20 protein-coding genes are annotated in these 17,054 nt (G+C 65.1%); 10 read left to right on the top strand and 10 right to left on the bottom strand.

What is annotated here, in order from left to right:
• Window positions 1-42: 42 nt before the first annotated feature.
• The gene (locus I6F36_RS02500; RefSeq protein ID WP_036015181.1) at window positions 43-1,068 is read right to left on the bottom strand and encodes an aldo/keto reductase; all 1,026 of its coding nucleotides are present in this window, start codon (window positions 1,066-1,068) and stop codon (window positions 43-45) included.
• A gap of 149 nt (window positions 1,069-1,217) precedes the next feature.
• Window positions 1,218-2,174, bottom strand: coding sequence for a helix-turn-helix domain-containing protein (locus I6F36_RS02495; protein WP_036015180.1), 957 nt, complete (start codon window positions 2,172-2,174; stop codon window positions 1,218-1,220).
• A 194-nt stretch (window positions 2,175-2,368) separates the two neighbouring features.
• Here I6F36_RS02495 and I6F36_RS02490 point away from each other — a divergent pair, with 194 nt between their 5' ends.
• The gene (locus tag I6F36_RS02490) at window positions 2,369-3,385 is read left to right on the top strand and encodes a carbon-nitrogen hydrolase family protein (RefSeq protein ID WP_036015191.1); all 1,017 of its coding nucleotides are present in this window, start codon (window positions 2,369-2,371) and stop codon (window positions 3,383-3,385) included.
• A 28-nt stretch (window positions 3,386-3,413) separates the two neighbouring features.
• Window positions 3,414-4,454 carry a phenylacetaldoxime dehydratase family protein gene (locus tag I6F36_RS02485; RefSeq protein ID WP_036015179.1) on the top strand — a complete coding sequence of 347 codons (1,041 nt, stop codon included), beginning with the start codon at window positions 3,414-3,416 and terminating at the stop codon, window positions 4,452-4,454.
• On the opposite strand, the gene I6F36_RS02480 is transcribed toward I6F36_RS02485, so the two are convergent.
• A complete protein-coding gene (locus I6F36_RS02480; protein WP_036015178.1) occupies window positions 4,451-5,089 on the bottom strand; it encodes an HAD family hydrolase in 639 nt (212 codons plus the stop codon). The genes I6F36_RS02485 and I6F36_RS02480 overlap by 4 nt on opposite strands.
• 88 nt (window positions 5,090-5,177) lie before the next feature.
• Here I6F36_RS02480 and I6F36_RS02475 point away from each other — a divergent pair, with 88 nt between their 5' ends.
• The 4 genes from I6F36_RS02475 (at window position 5,178) to tsaA (ending at window position 7,900) form a co-directional block, all read left to right on the top strand.
• Window positions 5,178-6,131: a lytic transglycosylase domain-containing protein gene (locus tag I6F36_RS02475; RefSeq protein ID WP_225170979.1), complete on the top strand. Its 954-nt coding sequence runs from the start codon at window positions 5,178-5,180 to the stop codon at window positions 6,129-6,131.
• Window positions 6,132-6,288: 157 nt separating this feature from the next.
• Window positions 6,289-7,029, top strand: coding sequence for an AzlC family ABC transporter permease (locus I6F36_RS02470; protein ID WP_036039333.1), 741 nt, complete (start codon window positions 6,289-6,291; stop codon window positions 7,027-7,029).
• A complete protein-coding gene (locus I6F36_RS02465) occupies window positions 7,026-7,376 on the top strand; it encodes an AzlD domain-containing protein (protein WP_036015173.1) in 351 nt (116 codons plus the stop codon). Before I6F36_RS02470 ends, I6F36_RS02465 begins: the two co-directional genes overlap by 4 nt.
• Window positions 7,377-7,408: 32 nt before the next feature.
• Window positions 7,409-7,900: a tRNA (N6-threonylcarbamoyladenosine(37)-N6)-methyltransferase TrmO gene (gene tsaA / locus I6F36_RS02460; RefSeq protein WP_057029795.1), complete on the top strand. Its 492-nt coding sequence runs from the start codon at window positions 7,409-7,411 to the stop codon at window positions 7,898-7,900.
• Window positions 7,901-8,021: 121 nt separating this feature from the next.
• On the opposite strand, the gene I6F36_RS02455 is transcribed toward tsaA, so the two are convergent.
• The 4 genes from I6F36_RS02455 to I6F36_RS02440 form a co-directional block, all read right to left on the bottom strand.
• Complete coding sequence (locus I6F36_RS02455) at window positions 8,022-8,447, bottom strand: HIT family protein (protein WP_225125068.1); 426 nt, start codon at window positions 8,445-8,447, stop codon at window positions 8,022-8,024.
• Window positions 8,448-8,500: 53 nt separating this feature from the next.
• Window positions 8,501-9,742 carry a GNAT family N-acetyltransferase gene (locus I6F36_RS02450; protein ID WP_225125069.1) on the bottom strand — a complete coding sequence of 414 codons (1,242 nt, stop codon included), beginning with the start codon at window positions 9,740-9,742 and terminating at the stop codon, window positions 8,501-8,503.
• 198 nt (window positions 9,743-9,940) lie between these two features.
• Window positions 9,941-10,687 carry a glycerophosphodiester phosphodiesterase gene (locus I6F36_RS02445; protein WP_225125070.1) on the bottom strand — a complete coding sequence of 249 codons (747 nt, stop codon included), beginning with the start codon at window positions 10,685-10,687 and terminating at the stop codon, window positions 9,941-9,943.
• Between the two features lie 6 nt (window positions 10,688-10,693).
• Entirely contained in the window at window positions 10,694-11,161 is a 468-nt protein-coding gene (locus I6F36_RS02440) for a RidA family protein (protein WP_036015166.1), read from the bottom strand.
• Window positions 11,162-11,392: 231 nt separating this feature from the next.
• Here I6F36_RS02440 and I6F36_RS02435 point away from each other — a divergent pair, with 231 nt between their 5' ends.
• Window positions 11,393-12,238, top strand: a complete 846-nt coding sequence (locus tag I6F36_RS02435) for a cell envelope integrity EipB family protein (RefSeq protein ID WP_225125072.1) — start codon at window positions 11,393-11,395, stop codon at window positions 12,236-12,238.
• A 224-nt stretch (window positions 12,239-12,462) separates the two neighbouring features.
• Window positions 12,463-12,864, top strand: coding sequence for a RidA family protein (locus I6F36_RS02430; RefSeq protein ID WP_018646938.1), 402 nt, complete (start codon window positions 12,463-12,465; stop codon window positions 12,862-12,864).
• Window positions 12,865-12,965: 101 nt separating this feature from the next.
• Here the strand turns inward: I6F36_RS02430 and I6F36_RS02425 are convergent, their stop codons facing one another.
• Genes I6F36_RS02425 through I6F36_RS02415 form a run of 3 tightly spaced genes read right to left on the bottom strand, consistent with a single transcriptional unit; the run spans window position 12,966 to window position 14,970 of the window.
• Window positions 12,966-13,373, bottom strand: coding sequence for an ACT domain-containing protein (locus I6F36_RS02425; protein ID WP_036015159.1), 408 nt, complete (start codon window positions 13,371-13,373; stop codon window positions 12,966-12,968).
• Window positions 13,373-14,662, bottom strand: a complete 1,290-nt coding sequence (locus tag I6F36_RS02420; protein WP_225125073.1) for a DNA polymerase IV — start codon at window positions 14,660-14,662, stop codon at window positions 13,373-13,375. The genes I6F36_RS02425 and I6F36_RS02420 overlap by 1 nt, the downstream gene beginning before the upstream one ends.
• The gene (locus I6F36_RS02415) at window positions 14,659-14,970 is read right to left on the bottom strand and encodes a DUF3572 domain-containing protein (protein ID WP_036015155.1); all 312 of its coding nucleotides are present in this window, start codon (window positions 14,968-14,970) and stop codon (window positions 14,659-14,661) included. Before I6F36_RS02415 ends, I6F36_RS02420 begins: the two co-directional genes overlap by 4 nt.
• Window positions 14,971-15,212: 242 nt before the next feature.
• On the opposite strand from I6F36_RS02415, the gene I6F36_RS02410 reads away from it, so the two are divergent.
• Together I6F36_RS02410 and I6F36_RS02405 are read left to right on the top strand one after the other, a co-directional pair.
• On the top strand, window positions 15,213-15,578 hold the full coding sequence (locus tag I6F36_RS02410; protein ID WP_008566616.1) for a response regulator: 366 nt from the start codon (window positions 15,213-15,215) through the stop codon (window positions 15,576-15,578).
• Between the two features lie 14 nt (window positions 15,579-15,592).
• A complete protein-coding gene (locus tag I6F36_RS02405) occupies window positions 15,593-16,966 on the top strand; it encodes a PleD family two-component system response regulator (RefSeq protein WP_036015153.1) in 1,374 nt (457 codons plus the stop codon).
• The last annotated feature ends 88 nt before the right edge of the window (window positions 16,967-17,054 follow it).

The raw sequence follows: 17,054 nt of genomic DNA, 5'->3' as shown, positions 1-17,054 counted from the left end.
GCCAGCGCGCCGGCTTACCCAAGCGCGCTTGATGCAGCTGTCCTACACCGCCGGTGGATTGCGGTCGCTGAAGGTCACGCGCTGGTGCCAGTAGGGATAGGGCAGCGTCACCGTGCTCGCGGCATCGAGCTTTGCGACCTGGTCCTTGGTCAAGGACCAGCCAACCGCGCCGAGATTTTCGCGCAGCTGGGTCTCGTTGCGTGCGCCGATGATCAGCGTCGAGACCGTCGGACGCTGCAGCAGCCAGTTCAGCGCGATCTGCGAGACGCTCTTGCCGGTCTCCTTCGCGATCTCGTCGATCGCATCGACGACACGGTAGACGTGCTCGTCCGAGACGGGCGGTCCGAATTCGGCCGTCTTGGGCAGGCGGCTGACTTCCGGTTTCGGCTGACCGCGGCGGATCTTTCCGGTGAGGCGCCCCCAGCCGAGCGGCGACCAGACCACGGCGCCCAACCCCTGGTCGAGGCCGAGCGGCATCAACTCCCATTCGTAGTCGCGCCCGATCAGGGAATAGTAGGTCTGGTTGGCGACGTAACGCGGAAAACCGTGCTTGTCGGCGACGCCGAGCGACTTCATCAGGTGCCAGCCCGAGAAATTCGAGACGCCGACATAGCGGATCTTGCCGGCGCGCACGAGCACGTCGAGAGTCGAGAGCACCTCTTCGGACGGCGTGAAGGCGTCGAAGCCGTGGAGCTGGAAAAGATCGATATAATCGGTGCCGAGCCGGCTCAACGAACCGTCGATGGCTTTGAGCAGGTGCTCACGCGACGAGCCGATATCGTTGGGACCGTCGCCAAAGCGGAAGGTCGCCTTGGTCGAGATCAGGACCTTGTCCCGGCGACCCTTGATGGCCTCACCGAGCACCCGCTCGGACTCGCCGAGCGAATAGACATTCGCGGTGTCGAACATCGACACGCCGGCCTCGAGGCAGATGTCCAGAAGACGCCGCGCCTCGGTCGCGTCCGTCGTGCCCCATGCCGCAAGGCGGCCGACGCCGCCGAACGTGCCCGTTCCCAGGCTCAAGGCAGGCACCATAAGGCCGGACCGGCCCAAGCGTCGGTATTCCATCGATCTGCTCCTTGGCTGGCCGCTGATGATCGTGGCGGCCTTGGCGGCGGAAGATACTGCAAGCAGGCGCCGTGTCCTATCACCTGCTCACATACCGGCCCTGCTCGGCATGACCTGATCGTGCAGATGACAGCCGACTGGAATGCACCTCAATGCCGCAACTGGCTCTGCCGGAAGTCGCGCGGCGACATCCCGAAATGCTCGCGGAAGACGCGGCCGAAATGCGAGAGGTCGTTGAAGCCCCAGGCGAAGGCGATCTCGCTGATGTGGCGATGGGCGAGCAGAGGCGAGGCGAGATCCCTCCGACATCGGGCGAGGCGTTCGGCAAGGACATGACGCTGGAAGGAGGTGTCCTCGTCTGCGAGAAGATCGTTGACATAGCGCGGCGAGATGCCGAGCGCGGCTGCGGTTTCAGCGACCGAGAGATCGGGATCGGCGAGGTGCGCGCGGATGTGCGCCTTCACTCGGTAGAGCAGGGCCGAGCGGTGGGTCGAGGACGGCAGCGATGACTTGCCGAGCCGCTCGCTCAATGCCATCGCAAGCAGATCAACTGCCTGCTCCGACAGCGCCGTAGCCGTATCCAGAGCCAAGCTATCCGCATTTTGGCAGAGCCGGACAATGAAATCATAGGCGAGCCGCTCGAGCGGTGCGTCGGCGCCAAATGACATTGCTGTCAGCGTCTCGGTGCCGCCGAGCCGCCGCTGCAGCATCTCGCGTGGGACCTTGAAGATGGTCTGCGTAAATCTGTCGTTGAACTTCAGCTCGTACGGGCGCGTCGTGTCGTAGAGCGCGAACTCGCCGGGGTGGATCACGGTCTCGCGGCCGTCCTGTACAACGCCACCGTTGCCGCGATTGCCGAGTGCGACTAGGACGAAACCCTGATCCGAGCGCGCGATGCGCGACGGTGTGCGGAAGACGTGCTGGCGGTCCGAGCAGACCTCGGAGCACACGGCCTTGCCGAGCGAGGCCTGCGTGACCGAGCCATGAAAGGCGCTGCCGAGGTCGGACTTGCAGTCGAGCCCGACGAAGACGTCGCAGACGATGTCCTGCCAGAGCGCGAGCCGCCGGTAGCCGGGACTGCCGTCTGTCGTGAACTGGATTGGCATCAGGACAGCCTCCCTTTCACATCCTGCAAAACCGCATGTTGGCGCAGATCGAGCCTGACCGGAGGCAAATTCCGTACCGGGCGATCCCTTCCAGTCGAGTTTTTGTTCCGCCGTGGTCGAGCGCCTGGCCGCCCAGCTTGGCCAAATAGACTGCATCGGACGTGGCTTGCGATCAACCGGCAATGGAGGCGGCAATGGGCATCGAACATCCGAAATACAAGGTTGCGGTGGTGCAGGCGGCACCGGCCTGGCTCGATCTCGACGCCTCGATCGACAAGTCGATCGCGCTGATCGGGGAGGCCGCGGAAAAGGGCGCCAAGCTGATCGCCTTTCCTGAAGCTTTCATCCCCGGCTACCCCTGGCACATCTGGCTGGACTCCCCGGCCTGGGCGATCGGGCGGGGCTTCGTGCAGCGCTATTTCGACAATTCGCTGTCCTATGACAGCTCGCAGGCCGAACGCCTGCGCGAGGCCGTGCGCAAGGCAAGGCTCACCGCCGTGGTCGGCCTGTCCGAGCGCGACGGCGGCAGCCTCTACCTCGCGCAATGGCTGATCGGCCCTGATGGCGAGACCATTGCAAAGCGCCGCAAGCTGCGGCCGACCCATGCCGAGCGCACGGTCTATGGCGAAGGCGACGGCAGCGACCTCGCCGTGCATGCGCGGCCCGACATCGGCCGGCTCGGCGCATTGTGCTGCTGGGAGCATCTGCAGCCGCTGTCGAAATACGCGATGTACGCTCAGAACGAGCAGGTCCATGTCGCGGCCTGGCCGAGCTTCTCGCTCTACGATCCCTTCGCGCCGGCATTAGGGGCCGAGGTCAACAACGCGGCTTCGCGCGTCTATGCGGTGGAAGGCTCCTGCTTCGTGCTCGCGCCTTGCGCCACCGTCTCGCAGGCCATGATCGACGAGCTCTGCGACCGGCCGGACAAGAATGCGCTGTTGCATGCGGGCGGCGGCTTTGCGGCCATCTACGGCCCCGACGGCAGTCAGATCGGGGAGAAGCTGGCGCCCGATCAGGAGGGCCTGCTGATCGCCGAGATCGATCTCGGCGCCATTGGCGTTGCCAAGAATGCTGCCGATCCCGCCGGACATTATTCGCGGCCCGACGTCACACGGCTGCTGCTCAACAAGAAGCGGTACCAGCGGGTCGAGCAGTTCGCGCTGCCGGTCGACACTGTCGAGCCTATGGACATTGCGGCGGCGGCAAGCTGAACGCGGCGATCACGGGGAGGGCATCGCTATGGAATCCGCAATTCCTGCGCATCTCGAAACGCCACGCACGCGCCACAAGCGCGTGCCGGACGATTACCAGCCGCCATATCCGTCCTTCGTGGCGCGCTACAAGCCTTCGGTCAGCCGGGTCGTGATGGCCTATTTCGGTGTTCAGTATGGCGGTGCGGCACCGGCGGCAGCAATTGACGCGTTGAAAGAACTCGCAGGACTGTTCGCAATGGATGGCGGTCCGTCACATTGGGACCGGGCAAGCTATAGAGATCAGTCCGGCAGCGAGAATGTTGTCACGGTCGCTTATTGGGACGATCTCGCACGCTTTGATGCCTGGTTCGCGCAGGCTCGCGAGATGTGGACGGGGCGGCAACGCGAAGGCATCGGTACCTTCGTCGAGGTGCTGCGTCCTATTGTGGCCCGTCACGAGACGCTGTTCTCCTCGCCCGATCGGCCGGAAGGTGTCGCCGTCGTTGCGGAGGGCATGAGCGGCGAGGTGCAGGAGCACGCCTATTGGGGCGGGATGCGCGACCGTATCCCGCTGTCGCAGACTGATGCGATGGCGCCTGGTGGCGCGCCTGAGCTGATTTGCGACGGCCCGCGGCTGAGAGTCGTGGCGCACGATAATCTCTGCCTGATCCGGTCCGGGCAGGACTGGAGCGATACGGAAGCATCCGAGCGAAAGCTCTATCTCGACGACGTCGAACCGGTGCTACGCGAAGGCATGGACTTTCTGCGCGATGATGGCCTCGCGATTGGCTGCTATGCCAACCGCTACATGCAGGTGCTGGCGGCCGACGGAAGCGCGAGCGAAAAATCCTACGGGCAGAGCTGGTGGAAGAGCCTCGCCGCGCTCGAACGCTGGGCGGAGTCGCATCCGACCCATGTCAGGATCTTCGGCGCGGCCATGAAATATCTGTCGACGCTCGGGCCGTCAGCCAAGCTGCGGCTCTATCACGAAGTGACGGTGGCGGCCGCCGACGAACAGTTCTTCGAATATCTGAACTGTCACCCGAAGACAGGCATGCTAGCGGCGGTCGAAACTGTCAGCACCTAAGCGACACAATGGCCGAGCAGCTCGGGATGTGCCGCGCAGATGTGATGCGCGCCGGCCTCCCGCAGCTCGGCCTCGCTGCCGTAGCCGTAGAGCACGCCGATGGCGGTCATCCCGTTGGTCCTGGCGCCGACCACGTCGTGGCTGCGGTCGCCGATCATGATCGCGCTGTTCGCATCGACGCTGGTCTCGTCGAGCGCGTAGCGAAGCAAGTCGCGCTTGTCGACACGCGTGCCGTCGAGCTCGGAGCCGAACACGCGTTCGAAATACGGCTTCAAGCCGAAATGATCGACGATGCGGCTGGCGTAGACGGCGGGCTTGCTGGTCGCCACGAACATGCGCTGACGTGTCGCTGCGAGCGAAGATAACGTGTCCGTAATTCCGCTGTAAGCCTCGTTCTCGAACAGGCCGATATCGCTAAAGCGCTCGCGATAGAGCAGCAGTGCTCGGTCGGCGAGCTCATCGGCTCCGGTGAGCTTGCGAAGGCTGGCAAGCAGCGGAGGGCCGATGCACCAGGTCAGTTCGTCCTCGCTCGGCACGGGAACGCCGAGCCGTTCCAGCGCATATTGGATCGAGCGGGTGATCCCGGGCTTCGGGTTCGTCAGCGTGCCGTCGAGATCAAAAAAGATTGTCACCATCGGGCATGACCGGTGTTGATACTGCCGTCTGTTGCTAGTTGGCTCTGGTTCCAAGTCAAGGTCCGATTTGTCCGATAGCGTCAATGCCATGCGAATAGCTCGGGTCATTACTGTGTTGTGCCAGGCTTTGCTGCTGGCACCGGCGCTCGCGGAGGAGGCACCCTCCACCGATGCGCCTCCGAAGGCCGAGGAACCCGAGAAGCCAGCGGAGAAACCGAAAGATGCCCGCGAGAGCGACACGCGGGAGTCGATCTGCCTGATCGTGGAGGCGGCCGCGCGCGACAATAACCTGCCGCTGGAATTCTTCGCGCGCGTGATCTGGCAGGAAAGCCGCTTCCAGGCCGATGCGGTCGGGCCCATGACGCGCAGCGGCCAGCATGCGCAGGGGATCGCGCAGTTCATGCCGGGCACTGCCAGCGAGCGCGGTCTGCTCGATCCGTTCAATCCGGTGCAGGCTTTGCCGAAGTCGGCCGAATTCCTGAATGAGCTGCGCAACCAGTTCGGCAATCTCGGCCTTGCCGCGGCCGCCTACAATGCCGGCCCCCGGCGCGTGCAGGAATGGCTCGCCGGCACCGGGCCGATGCCGGAGCAGACCCGCAATTACGTGTATGCCATCACCGGCACCAGCGTCGATGCCTGGGCCAAGGCGGGGAGCACCGGCAAGGGACCACCGAGCTCGCCGACGACGAGCTGCCGTGATCTGATGGCGCTGCTCAAGCGTGCTCCCAATCCATTCGTCGCCGAGCTCGAGCAGCATGTCGAGCTTGCAGCCGCAAAGATCTGGGGCGTGCAGCTCGCGGCCGGCTTCGACCGCAACAGGGCGCTCGCGATGTATTCCCGGGCCGTGACGAAACTGAGCACCGTGATCGGCGAGCGTGATCCGAGCCTGCTCTCCTCGGTGATGCGCAGCCGTGGCACGCGCGCGTTCTATCAGGTCCGCATCGGCGCGGATACGCGCGCCGAGGCTGATGATCTGTGCAACCGCATCCGCAAGGCGGGCGGGGCGTGTTTCGTGCTGAGGAACAGGGGTGTGGCGGGGTAGGATGAGTCGTCATTCCGGGTTCGCGCCAAGTGCAGCGCCCCGGAATGACGGCGGTGAGCCTGGCTGTCATGCATGCCAGCCCCGCCGCGCCTTTCCTTGACGCGCGCACCCGTCTCGCCCGTTATGCGGGCACGATTCCTTACCGGCCAAAGCTCCCGTGGCGCTTCCTCCGCTCGATTCACCGCAATGGAATAGTCCCTGGCGCGCCTTCGCGTGGGGACTGCGCTCGATCACGCAGACGATCCTCACCATCGTGCTGTTCGTGACCTATCTCGGCATCGGTGCGCTCGCTCACGACACCCATTTCAGCCTGCTCTGGGCATTGTGCTCGACGCTGTTCGTCTGGGCAGGTCCGGCGCAGATCATCCTGATCACCACGCTCGGCTCGGGCGCCACCATCATCCAGTCGGCGATCGCGGTGACCGTCAGCGCCATCCGCCTGTTTCCAATGGTGGTCTCGGTGCTGCCGCTGATGCGCACACCCACGACCAAGCGGCGCGAGCTGATTTTCGCCGCGCATCTCACCGCAGTGACGCTGTGGGTCGAATGCCACCGCTTCCTGCCGCAGGTGCCGCGCGAACGGCGGATCGCCTTCGTCCACGGGCTCGGCTGCGGGCTCGTCTCCGTGTGCCTTGTCGCCAATATCGTCGGCTATTTCCTCGCCGCCAACCTGACGCAGACGCTTGGTGCGGCGATCCTGTTGCTGACGCCGCTTTCGTTCCTGTTCTCGACGGCGCGCAACAGCCGCGAGGTCGCCGACGTCGTCGCGCTCGTGCTGGGCATCGTGCTCTATCCGCTGGCGGCGAAGATGAACTCCGGCCTCGATATCCTCGTCAGCGGCGTGGTCGCCGGGACGATCGCTTATGGCGTGCACTGGTGGCGGGAGGTACGCGCATGAGCTTTGCGCAAGCGATCGGCGACTGGCACGCCCTGGCCGTCCTGTTCGTCGCCGGCGTCGTTCCCAACCAGATCTGGCGCATGCTGGGCCTGTGGTTCGGCGGCGGCATCGACGAGGGCTCGGAGCTGCTGGTCTGGGTCAGGGCGGTCGCCACCGCGATCCTGGCCGGCGTCATCGCCCAGATCGTGGTCCAGCCGCCGGGGGCGCTGGCCAGCGTGCCTGATGTCCTGCGTTATGGTGCGGTCGGTGCCGGTCTCGTCGTTTTCCTGCTGACCCGCCGTTCGATCTTCGCAGGCGTGGTCACGGGCGAAGTCTTCATGCTGGCCGGCAAGTGGTGGTTGGGCTAAAACCGCCAGCGAACAGCCAGGGAACAGGACATATGGTTCGCGAACAGGAGCTCCGCGAGGGCGAGGTCGCCATCGAGCTGCCGCCGACGCAAGATGCCGGCCTCGTCTTCATCGGCCGGATCCGCACGCCCTGGTCGTCGCGGCTGGAGACGCCGCGGCAGGGACGTCAGGACGGTCCGATCTGCCGCCTCGAGATCTTCGAGCCGTTCGTGCCGGCCATCAAGGGCGTCGACTTCTACAGCAACCTCGAAGTGCTCTATTGGCTCGACCGCTCGCGCCGCGACATCGTCCTGCAGAGCCCGAAGAACAACGAGAAGACCCGCGGCACCTTTTCGCTGCGCTCGCCGGTGCGGCCCAATCCGATCGGCACCTCGATCGTCAAGCTGGTCGGCATCGAAGGCAATGCCATCCTGGTGCGCGGCCTCGATTGCATCGACAACACGCCGCTGATCGACATCAAGCCCGACCGCTGCGAGTTCACGCCGCTGGCCGCGCCGCAGACGGGCGATTTCGAGACGGAGTGAGGGGCCTCCGCTCCAACCTCGTCATTGCGAGCGCAGCGAAGCAATCCAGGATCCCTCCACCGAGGCAGTCTGGATTGCTTCGTCGCAAGAGCTCCTCGCAATGACGAGGATGCAGCGCCGGCTACCCCTTCAACGCCGCCATCAGCTTCGCCGCGTGCTCTTGCAGCACCTTGTCGTCTTCCTTGCGGCTCGCAGGCGGCAGCATGGCGACGGCGTCGTGGCGCGGCATCACGTGCATGTGCAGGTGAAACACCACCTGTCCGCCGGCAGGCTCGTTGAACTGCTGCACTGTGATGCCGTCGGCATTGAACGCCTTCATTGCGGCGGCCGCGATCTTGTGCGCGCCTCGGGCGACATGGGCGTAATCGTCGGGCTTGATGTCGAGGATGTTGCGGGCAGGAGCCTTCGGGATCACCAGCGTGTGACCGGGCACGCGCGGCATGATGTCGAGGAAGGCGAAGACGTGCTCATCCTCGTAGACCTTGTAGCAGGGCAGCTCGCCGCGCAGGATTTTCGCGAAGATGTTGTTAGTGTCGTAGGCGGTCATGGCGGCGGCTCCTCGAACGATTTGCGCTTACTGTCACCAGCCGTGGCGAGGCGTCAAGGCGCCTCGTCGGCCGCTTTGCGGAACGGGCCGAGCTCGGCGAGCTCTCGTCCGGCTTCCGCGACATAGGCGCGCTCGCGCTTGAGGTAATCGTCGATGGCGCGGCGCAGGCCGGGATCGGCGATGAAGTGGGCGGAATGCGTGGTCCGGGGTAGGTAGCCGCGCGCGATCTTGTGCTCGCCCTGCGCGCCGGCCTCGACGTGTTTGAGGCCGCGCTTGATCGCGAAATCGATCGCCTGGTAGTAGCAGACCTCGAAATGCAGGAACGGGTGATGCTCGACCGCGCCCCAGTTGCGGCCGAACAGCGTGTCCGAGCCGATGAAGTTGATCGCGCCCGCAATCCAGCGATTGTTACGGCGGGCCATCACCAGCAGCACGTCCTCGCTCATGGACTCGCCGATCAGCGAGAAGAACTCGCGCGTTAGGTACGGCCGGCCCCATTTGCGCGAGCCGGTCTCCATGTAGAATGCGAAGAAGGCATCCCAGGCATCCTCGGTGATGTCCTTGCCGGTGAGCCAGTGGATCGTGATGCCGGCCGCGAGCGCATCGCGCCGCTCGCGCTTGATCGATTTGCGATGGCGCGAGTTCAGCGTCGCCAGGAAGTCGTCGAAGCTCGCAAAGCCCTCATTGTGCCAGTGGAACTGCTGGTCGGTGCGCTGGAGGAAGCCGTGCTCGGCGAGCAGCTTCCATTCTGACTCCCGCGCGAAGGTGACGTGGACGGAGGAGGCCTTGCTGACGCCGCACAGCGCTATGAGTCCACTCGCCAGCGCCTCGGTGATACGCTCGCGATCGACGCCATCACGCACCAGCAGCCGCGGCCCCGTGGCCGGCGTGAAGGGAACCGAGACCTGGAGCTTCGGGTAGTAGCGCCCGCCGGTGCGCTCATAGGCATCCGCCCAGCCGCGATCGAAGACGTACTCGCCCTGGCTGTGCGATTTCAGATAGCAGGGCACGACGCCAGCCACGCGGCCGCCGAGCCGGGCGACCAGATGCCGGGGTCCCCAGCCAGTCCGGATCGTGGCCGAACCCGATTTCTCGGCCGCAGAGAGAAAGGCGTGGGAGACGAACGGGTTATAGGCGGGTTTTAAGATGCTGGCGGAATCGCCTGGAAGAGCGGATGAGGTTCCCGCGCCATGGCCATTACAAGCTTTGCCCGGATTCGCGCAGGCGTCCCAATTCTCGGGCGAGACTTCGCCGATGGACGGGACGGCCTCGAGCGTGATTTCGGATGATGGCATCGTGCCCAAGATCGTGCATTGCAGCAGCGACTTCAAGGGGTGGAGAAAGCTCGCTCTCGTGCCCCGGACGCAGCGCAGCGCTCCTTCAGCGGGCGCTGCAGAGCCGGGGCCCATGTGGCAGCGCGGTCGTGGAGAGATGGGTCCCGGCTCTGCGCCGCAACGCTGAAGCGTTGCAGCTTGTCCGGGACACGCGAGGTGCTACGGCACGAATCCCTCGAAGATCATCTGGTCCGCATACCGCCCGACCCGGCTCCGCTGCTCCGGGGTGCGGACGGTCCAGCCGAGCAGGGCGCAGCCGAACAGGTTGCGGGCAATCCAGGGGGCGGGGGCCGGGAGGTGGTCGACCTTGAAGGCGACGAAATGCGGCCGGGTTTGCAAGCCGTGGCGCAAGTACAGCATGCTGTCACGCTGCTCTTGGGTGAGGTTGGCCCAGTACTCGTCCTCATAGCTCCGCTGCGCGACGATGCCGCGCGGACGATTGGGCAACAGGTCACGTAGCGCCAGCACCTGGTCGGGATCGAAGGACATGCCGACGGCGGGGCCGTCATACGAGGCCAACACCTCGGCCATCCGCTTCACCAGCTTGCGATCGCCGCCGAAATGGCTCTTCACCTCGATTACCAGGGGCACACGTCCGGCGACCATGGCGCAGAGGTCGGCGAGCGACATCATCCGCTCGTCGGTGTCCTTGAACCTGACGGCCTTCAGCTCGGTCGCGGTCTTTGCGATCACCTCGCCGGTGGCCTCGGTGAGTCGGCCCAGGGCATGGTCGTGATGGACCATGGCCTCGCCGTCGGCCGAGAGCTGGATATCGACCTCGATCGCAAAATTACTAGCAATCGCAGCCTGCACCGCGCCCGGCATGTTCTCGACGATGCCGCGCGAAATGTCATGCAGGCCGCGATGGGCGACCGGCCGCGCTGTCAGCCAATCCGGAGCGCGCATTTGGCGTCAGGCGACCTCGAACACGCCTTCGACCTCGACCGCCGCATCCGCGGGCAGCGAGGCGACGCCGACGGTGGTGCGGGCGTGGCGGCCCTTGTCCCCGAAGGCGGCAACCATCAGGTCGGAGGCGCCGTTGAGCACCTTCGGCCCATCCAGGAAATCCGGGGCCGAGTTGATGAAGCCGCCGAGGCGCACGACGCGTACGACCTTGTCGAGATCGCCGAGCGCCGCCTTGACCTGGGCCAACAGGTTGACGGCGCAGCCGCGCGCGGCTGCGGCGCCGTCCTCGATCGAGACGCCGGCGCCCAGCTTGCCCTTGGCGATCAGCTTGCCGGCGGGGTCGAAGCAGACCTGGCCGGAGACGAAAAGGAGGTTGCCCGTGCGCACAAAGGGCACGTAGTTGGCGACGGGGGAGGGGGCCTCGTGCAGCTTGATGCCTTGCTCCGCCAGTTTCTGCTCGACCGTGCCCGCCATGTCCGACCTCGTTGTCCAAAAATCCTTCGCTCCGGCGCGTCCCCTGGATGGCCGGGCGCGCCCTGTTTCGCCCATCGTGCCGCCACATGCAAGCAACCGGAGGGGCCGCATTTTGTTGAGGCTGGCCGGCAGGTTCAACGTGGAGGGGCAATTTTACGTGGACGGCCTCAGTTGCGGCGCAATGGAACGGTCATTAAAATGTCGAATCTGCGCTTTCCTCAGGGAACAGACATGGTGCATCTTTTCCGGACTTCGCTCGGTGTGATGGCGCTTGCCGCGGCCAGTGTCGGCCTTGGCGGCGTAGCCGAGGCCGCCAACGGTCCGTTTCTCGCGCACCAGGCGCTGTATGATCTCCGCCTCGTCAAATCGCGCACCAATTCGGTCAATAGCGCCCGCGGCCGGATCCTCTACAATTTCACGGGGAACGCCTGCGAGGGCTATACCTCGGAATTCCGCCAGGTCTCCGAGCTCGACAGCGGCGAGGGCAAGGTCACGCTCAGCGACCTCCGCTCCAACTCCTGGGAGGACGCCGCCGGCAAGAGCTACCGTTTCAAGATCGAGACGCGCATGAACGAGACGGATGCCGGCCGCGTCGACGGCTCGGCCGAGCGCGAGGGCGACCACATCAACGTCAAGCTGAAGCTTCCGGCGCCGAAGACGTTCACGCTCGACGGCAAGATCGTGTTCCCGACCGAGCAGATCCAGCGCATCATCGCCGCCGCGAAGGAAGGCAAATCGCTGCTGGAGCTCTCCGTCTATGACGGCTCCGATGACGGCCAGAAGGTCTACAACACGCTGACCGTGATCGGTCAGCCGATCCCCGCCGACCGCGCCACCTCGTCCGATCCGTCGACTGCGGACGAGCACATGAAGTCGCTCAAGCGCTGGCCAGTCACCGTCAGCTATTTCGACCGCGACGCCCAGCAGAAGGAGGGCGAGCAGACGCCGGTCTATGCGATGGCGTTCGAGCTCTACGAGAACGGCGTCTCGCGCCAGCTCGTGCTCGACTACAACGATTTCGTCATCTCCGGCGCCATGGGCAAGTTCGACGTGAAGGACAGCAAGCCCTGTAATTGAGGGCTAGGTCTCTCGTCGCGAGCAGCGTCGTAGGGTGGGCAAAGCGGATCGTGCCCACGCTTTCTCTCGATAATCGTTGATAGATGGTGGGCACGGCGCAAGTGCGCCTTTGCCCACCTTACGAGATCTCTCATGGTCGCTTCGCTCCTCGCAATGACGGGGCTAGCTCTCGTCACACTCTCCCGCTACGCTCCCTCCCAACCACAAATTCGGGGAGCCAGCCCATGCCGAAGCTCGACCATCTCCGCCCCAGCGGCCTGCATCACAATCCAGCCTATTCCCACGTCGTCACCGCGACGGGTGCGCGCACGATCTACATTTCCGGCCAGGTCTCGACCGACGAGGAGGGGCGGATTGTCGGCGAGGGCGATATCGCCGCGCAGACGACGCAGGTGATGCAGAATCTCGGCCTCGCGCTGAAGGCCGCGGGGGCGAGCTATTCCAACATCGTCAAGATCACGACCTTCGTGGTGAACTACAAGCCGGAGCTGCGGCCCATCATCGGCAAGGCCCGCTCGGCCTTCTTCGAAGGCATGGAGCCGCCGGCCTCGACGCTCGTCGGCGTTTCCGCGCTCGCTGCGCCGGAATGGCTGATCGAGATCGAGGCGGTCGCGGTTGCGGATTGAGGTTTTCCTGTAGCCCGGATGAAGCGCAAGCGTAATCCGGGAAGCCTGTCGCCACGGAGCACTGTCCCGGATTGCGCTCCGCTCCATCCGGGCTACAGCTGCTATGAGTGCTTCGCCTCTGACAGCTCTTGTAGAGCCGCCATCGCTTCGTCGGCTCTGTCGGACGGTACGAAGAGATGGTCGTGGTGGAACGCCGACACGGCATTCACGCTGATGCCGGCGTCGGCGAGGCGCGCCGTGATTGCCGCCAGGAAGCCGACCGCATCGAGCGCGGAGTGAACAGTGAGCGTGATCAGGCGTGAGGCGAATTCGTAGCGCAGTCCTGCGCGTTCGGCATCCTCCAGCGGTGCTACGACCGTTGTGCCCTCCGGCTCGCGGAAGATCAGGAGCGGATCGACTGCTGCGGGAATAGTCTCGTCTGCCGCGATCGTGCAAAATACGAAGGTGCCCGGTCGCAGCTCCGGCTTCATCAGTCTCAGCAGCGCATTGAGATCGCGTTCACCCGTCATCACTCCTGCGCCTTCTCCGGGCCCTCATAGGCAATGCCGCGGATCACCGCGGCGCTGCCGAACTTCTTGCGCAGGCTGTCGACCGCGCGTTCGGCGTGGGCGGCGCGGCGGTCGAGCATGTCGGTGTCATCGACCGCCGAGCCCTCGCGCAGCGCGCTGACGCCGGCGCCCATCAGGCGGAAGGCGGTGCCGTCGATTTCCTTGGCCAGCATCTCGCGGCAGATCGAGAAGATCTTCGCGGCCAGCTGCGTCGGGGCGGCGATCGATTGCGAGCGCGTGCGCTGGCGGAAATCGGCGGTCTTCAACTTCAGCGTCACGGTGGAGCCGGCGAGCTCGCTGCTCTTCAGGCGCGACGACGTCTTCTCGCAGAGTCGCCACAGGATCTTCTCCAGCGTCGCGAAATCGCGGATGTCGGTCTCGAACGTCGTCTCGCTTGAAATGGTCTTGGCGCCGCGGTCAGGCTCGACGCGGCGGTCGTCGATGCCGCGTGCGAGCCGCCACAGCCTGCGGCCCTCGCTCGGAAACTGCCGCATCATCTCGATCTCGTCGGCCTTCTGCAGATCGGCGATGATGCGGAAGCCGCGCTGCACCAGGCGTTCCTGCGTCGCGGGACCGACGCCGAAGATGAAGCCGACCGGCTTTTCCGCCAGCATCAACCGCGCTTCCTCCTGGTCGAGCGCGGCAAAGCCTCTGGGCTTGTCGAGGTCGGAGGCGATCTTGGCCAGGAACTTGTTGCAGGACAGGCCGACCGAGACGGTGATGTTGATGTCGCGCTCGACGTCGCGGGCAAAGCGCGCCAGCACCTTGGCGGGGATCATGCCGTGCACCCGCTCGGTGCCGGAGAGATCGAGGAAGGCCTCGTCGATCGAGAGCGGCTCGACCAGCGGCGTCAGCGCCTGCATGGCCTGGCGGACCTCGCGGCCGACCCGGACGTACTTTGCCATGTCCGGGCGGATCACGGTCGCATGCGGGCAGGCTTCCAGTGCCTTGAACATCGGCATCGCCGAGCGAACGCCATAGGTGCGCGCGATGTAGCAGGCCGCCGACACCACGCCGCGCTTGCCCCCGCCGATGATGACGGGCTTGTCGGCGATGTCAGGGTTGTCGCGCTTCTCGACCGTCGCATAGAAGGCGTCGCAGTCGATATGGGCGATGGTCAGGCCGGCGAGCGAGCGGTGGCGGACGAGGCGGGGGGAACCGCAGGCCGAGCAGCGCCGCAGGCCCATATCCAGATCGGCCAGACAATCCCGGCAGAAGCAGCGGGGCCCGGCCGGCTCTGGGACGCTCACGGCACGTCGCGCTCCCAGGAGGGGTCACCGAGCGCATCGCCGAGGACCTGCCGCGCCGCGGCAACGTTGGTCGGGTGCAGTTCCGCCACCTTGGCAAAGGCCTTCACCGTGGCATCGTCCCGCATCACGAAATCGAGCACGCTGAGGAGGAAATTCGGGTCCGCGGCGGCGTTGCGCAGGGTCTCCGGACCGACCCCCGTCTCGGCCAGGAACAGGCCCAGCCGCTCAGGCTCGCCCGCGACGAAGGACAGGGCCTGAATCGCAACGATTTCAGCGACTTCGCGGGGGTTGTGAACAGGCTTTTTCACGGGGACGGTTTGCCTTTCCGTTAACTTTCGGTCTCTAATTTGGAATCATCATGCCCGAGTCTCGTGCTCAAGTCTTCCGGCCCCGGACAAGCAACTGGAAACCACATCGCAGAAAGTGGACCCTCGGGTTTAACGAAACTCAAGCGAATCTGAGGCTAGTTTGAATCCAGTTTTCGAAACGCCGGGAAGCGGCGTCTGAGGCGTCACATGTACCGGTCCTTCGGACCAATCAGGAGGGCGGGATGGCTAAGACCGTCCTGATCGTGGAAGACAACGAGCTCAACATGAAGCTCTTCCGCGACCTGTTGGAGGCGCACGGGTACCAGACCTCCGGCACCAGCAACGGCTACGAGGCGCTCGACCTCGTGCGCAAGATGCGGCCCGACCTCGTGCTGATGGACATCCAGCTGCCGCAGGTCTCCGGCCTCGAGGTGACGCGCTGGATCAAGGACGATCCGGAGCTGCGCGCCATTCCAGTCGTCGCGGTCACGGCGTTCGCGATGAAGGGCGACGAAGAGCGCATCCGCGAGGGCGGCTGCGAAGCCTATTTGTCCAAGCCGATCTCGGTCGGCAAATTCATTGAGACGGTCCGGCGTTTTATCGGATAGGAAGTGAGTTCACAGTGTCCGCGCGTATCCTGGTCGTCGACGACGTCCCCGCCAACGTCAAGCTGTTAGAGGCCCGCCTTTCCGCCGAATATTTCGACGTGATGACCGCCGCGAACGGCACCGAGGCGCTCGCGATCTCAAGGCGTGCCGAATGCGACATCATCCTGCTCGACGTGATGATGCCCGACATGGACGGCTTCGAGGTCTGCCGCCGCCTCAAGACTGATCCGGCGACGCACCACATTCCCGTCGTGATGGTCACCGCGCTCGACAGCCCCGCCGACCGCAACCGCGGGCTCGAGGCCGGTGCCGACGACTTCCTGACCAAACCCGTCTCCGACGTCGTGCTGATCGCGCGGGTGCGCTCGCTGACGCGGCTGAAGATGATGACGGATGAGCTGCGCATGCGCGCCATCACCTCGCTCGAGATCGGCATGCAGGCGCCCGAGCGCAGTGCGATCGCCGACACCGGCAAGGGCGGCCGCATCCTCCTGGTCGACGACCGCCAGTCCTCCTACGAGCGGCTGGCGACGATCCTTGCTGCCGAGCACACCATCGACGTCGAGCCGAACCCGACGGAGGCGCTGTTCCACGCCGCCGAGGGCAATTACGACCTCCTGATCGTCTCGCTCGACCTCAACAATTTCGACGGCCTGCGCCTGTGCAGCCAGGCGCGCTCGTTGGAGCGCACGCGCCATGTGCCGATCCTGGCGATCGCCGACCCCGAGAACTCGACACGGCTGCTGCGCGGCCTCGAGATCGGCGTCAACGACTACCTGCTGCGCCCGATCGACAAGACCGAGCTCTTGGCGCGCGCCCGCACCCAGATCCGCCGCCGCCGCTACACCGATCACTTGCGCGACAACGTGCAGAACTCGATCGAGATGGCGATCACCGACGCGCTGACCGGCCTGCACAATCGCCGCTACATGGAGAGCCATCTGGCGACGCTCGCCGAGCAGGCCGCGACCCGCGGCAAGCCGCTGGCGCTGATGATCCTGGACATCGACTATTTCAAGTCGATCAACGACAATTACGGCCACGATGCCGGCGACGACGTGCTGCGCGAGTTCGCGGTGCGCGTGCGCAAATCGATCCGCGGCATTGATCTCGCCTGCCGTTACGGCGGCGAGGAATTCGTCATCGTGATGCCGGAGACCGATCTCCACGTCGCCGGCATGGTCGCCGAGCGCCTGCGCCGTTCGATAGCGGGTGAGCCCTTCGCGATCCACAAGGGTTCGAAGCGCATCGAGGTCACGATCTCGATCGGGCTGACCACGCTGGAGCGAAAGGGCGAGGCGGTGGCCGACGTCCTCAAGCGCGCCGACACCGCGCTCTACCGCGCCAAGCACGACGGCCGCAATCGCGTGGTGTCGCAGGCGGCGTGAGGGCCGTCCGCGCAAAGTTGCGAAAACAACCCCATGCACAGTAGCCGGCGCGAGCGGGATCAATGGGTTACGCGGGTGACGAGATAAT

The sequence above is a fragment of the Bradyrhizobium sp. BRP19 genome, from assembly GCF_020194195.1.
In the GTDB taxonomy this organism is placed as follows: domain Bacteria; phylum Pseudomonadota; class Alphaproteobacteria; order Rhizobiales; family Xanthobacteraceae; genus Bradyrhizobium; species Bradyrhizobium yuanmingense.
The sequence above is the reverse complement of the archived record's forward strand: the minus strand, read 5'-3'. Positions and strand labels throughout refer to the sequence as shown.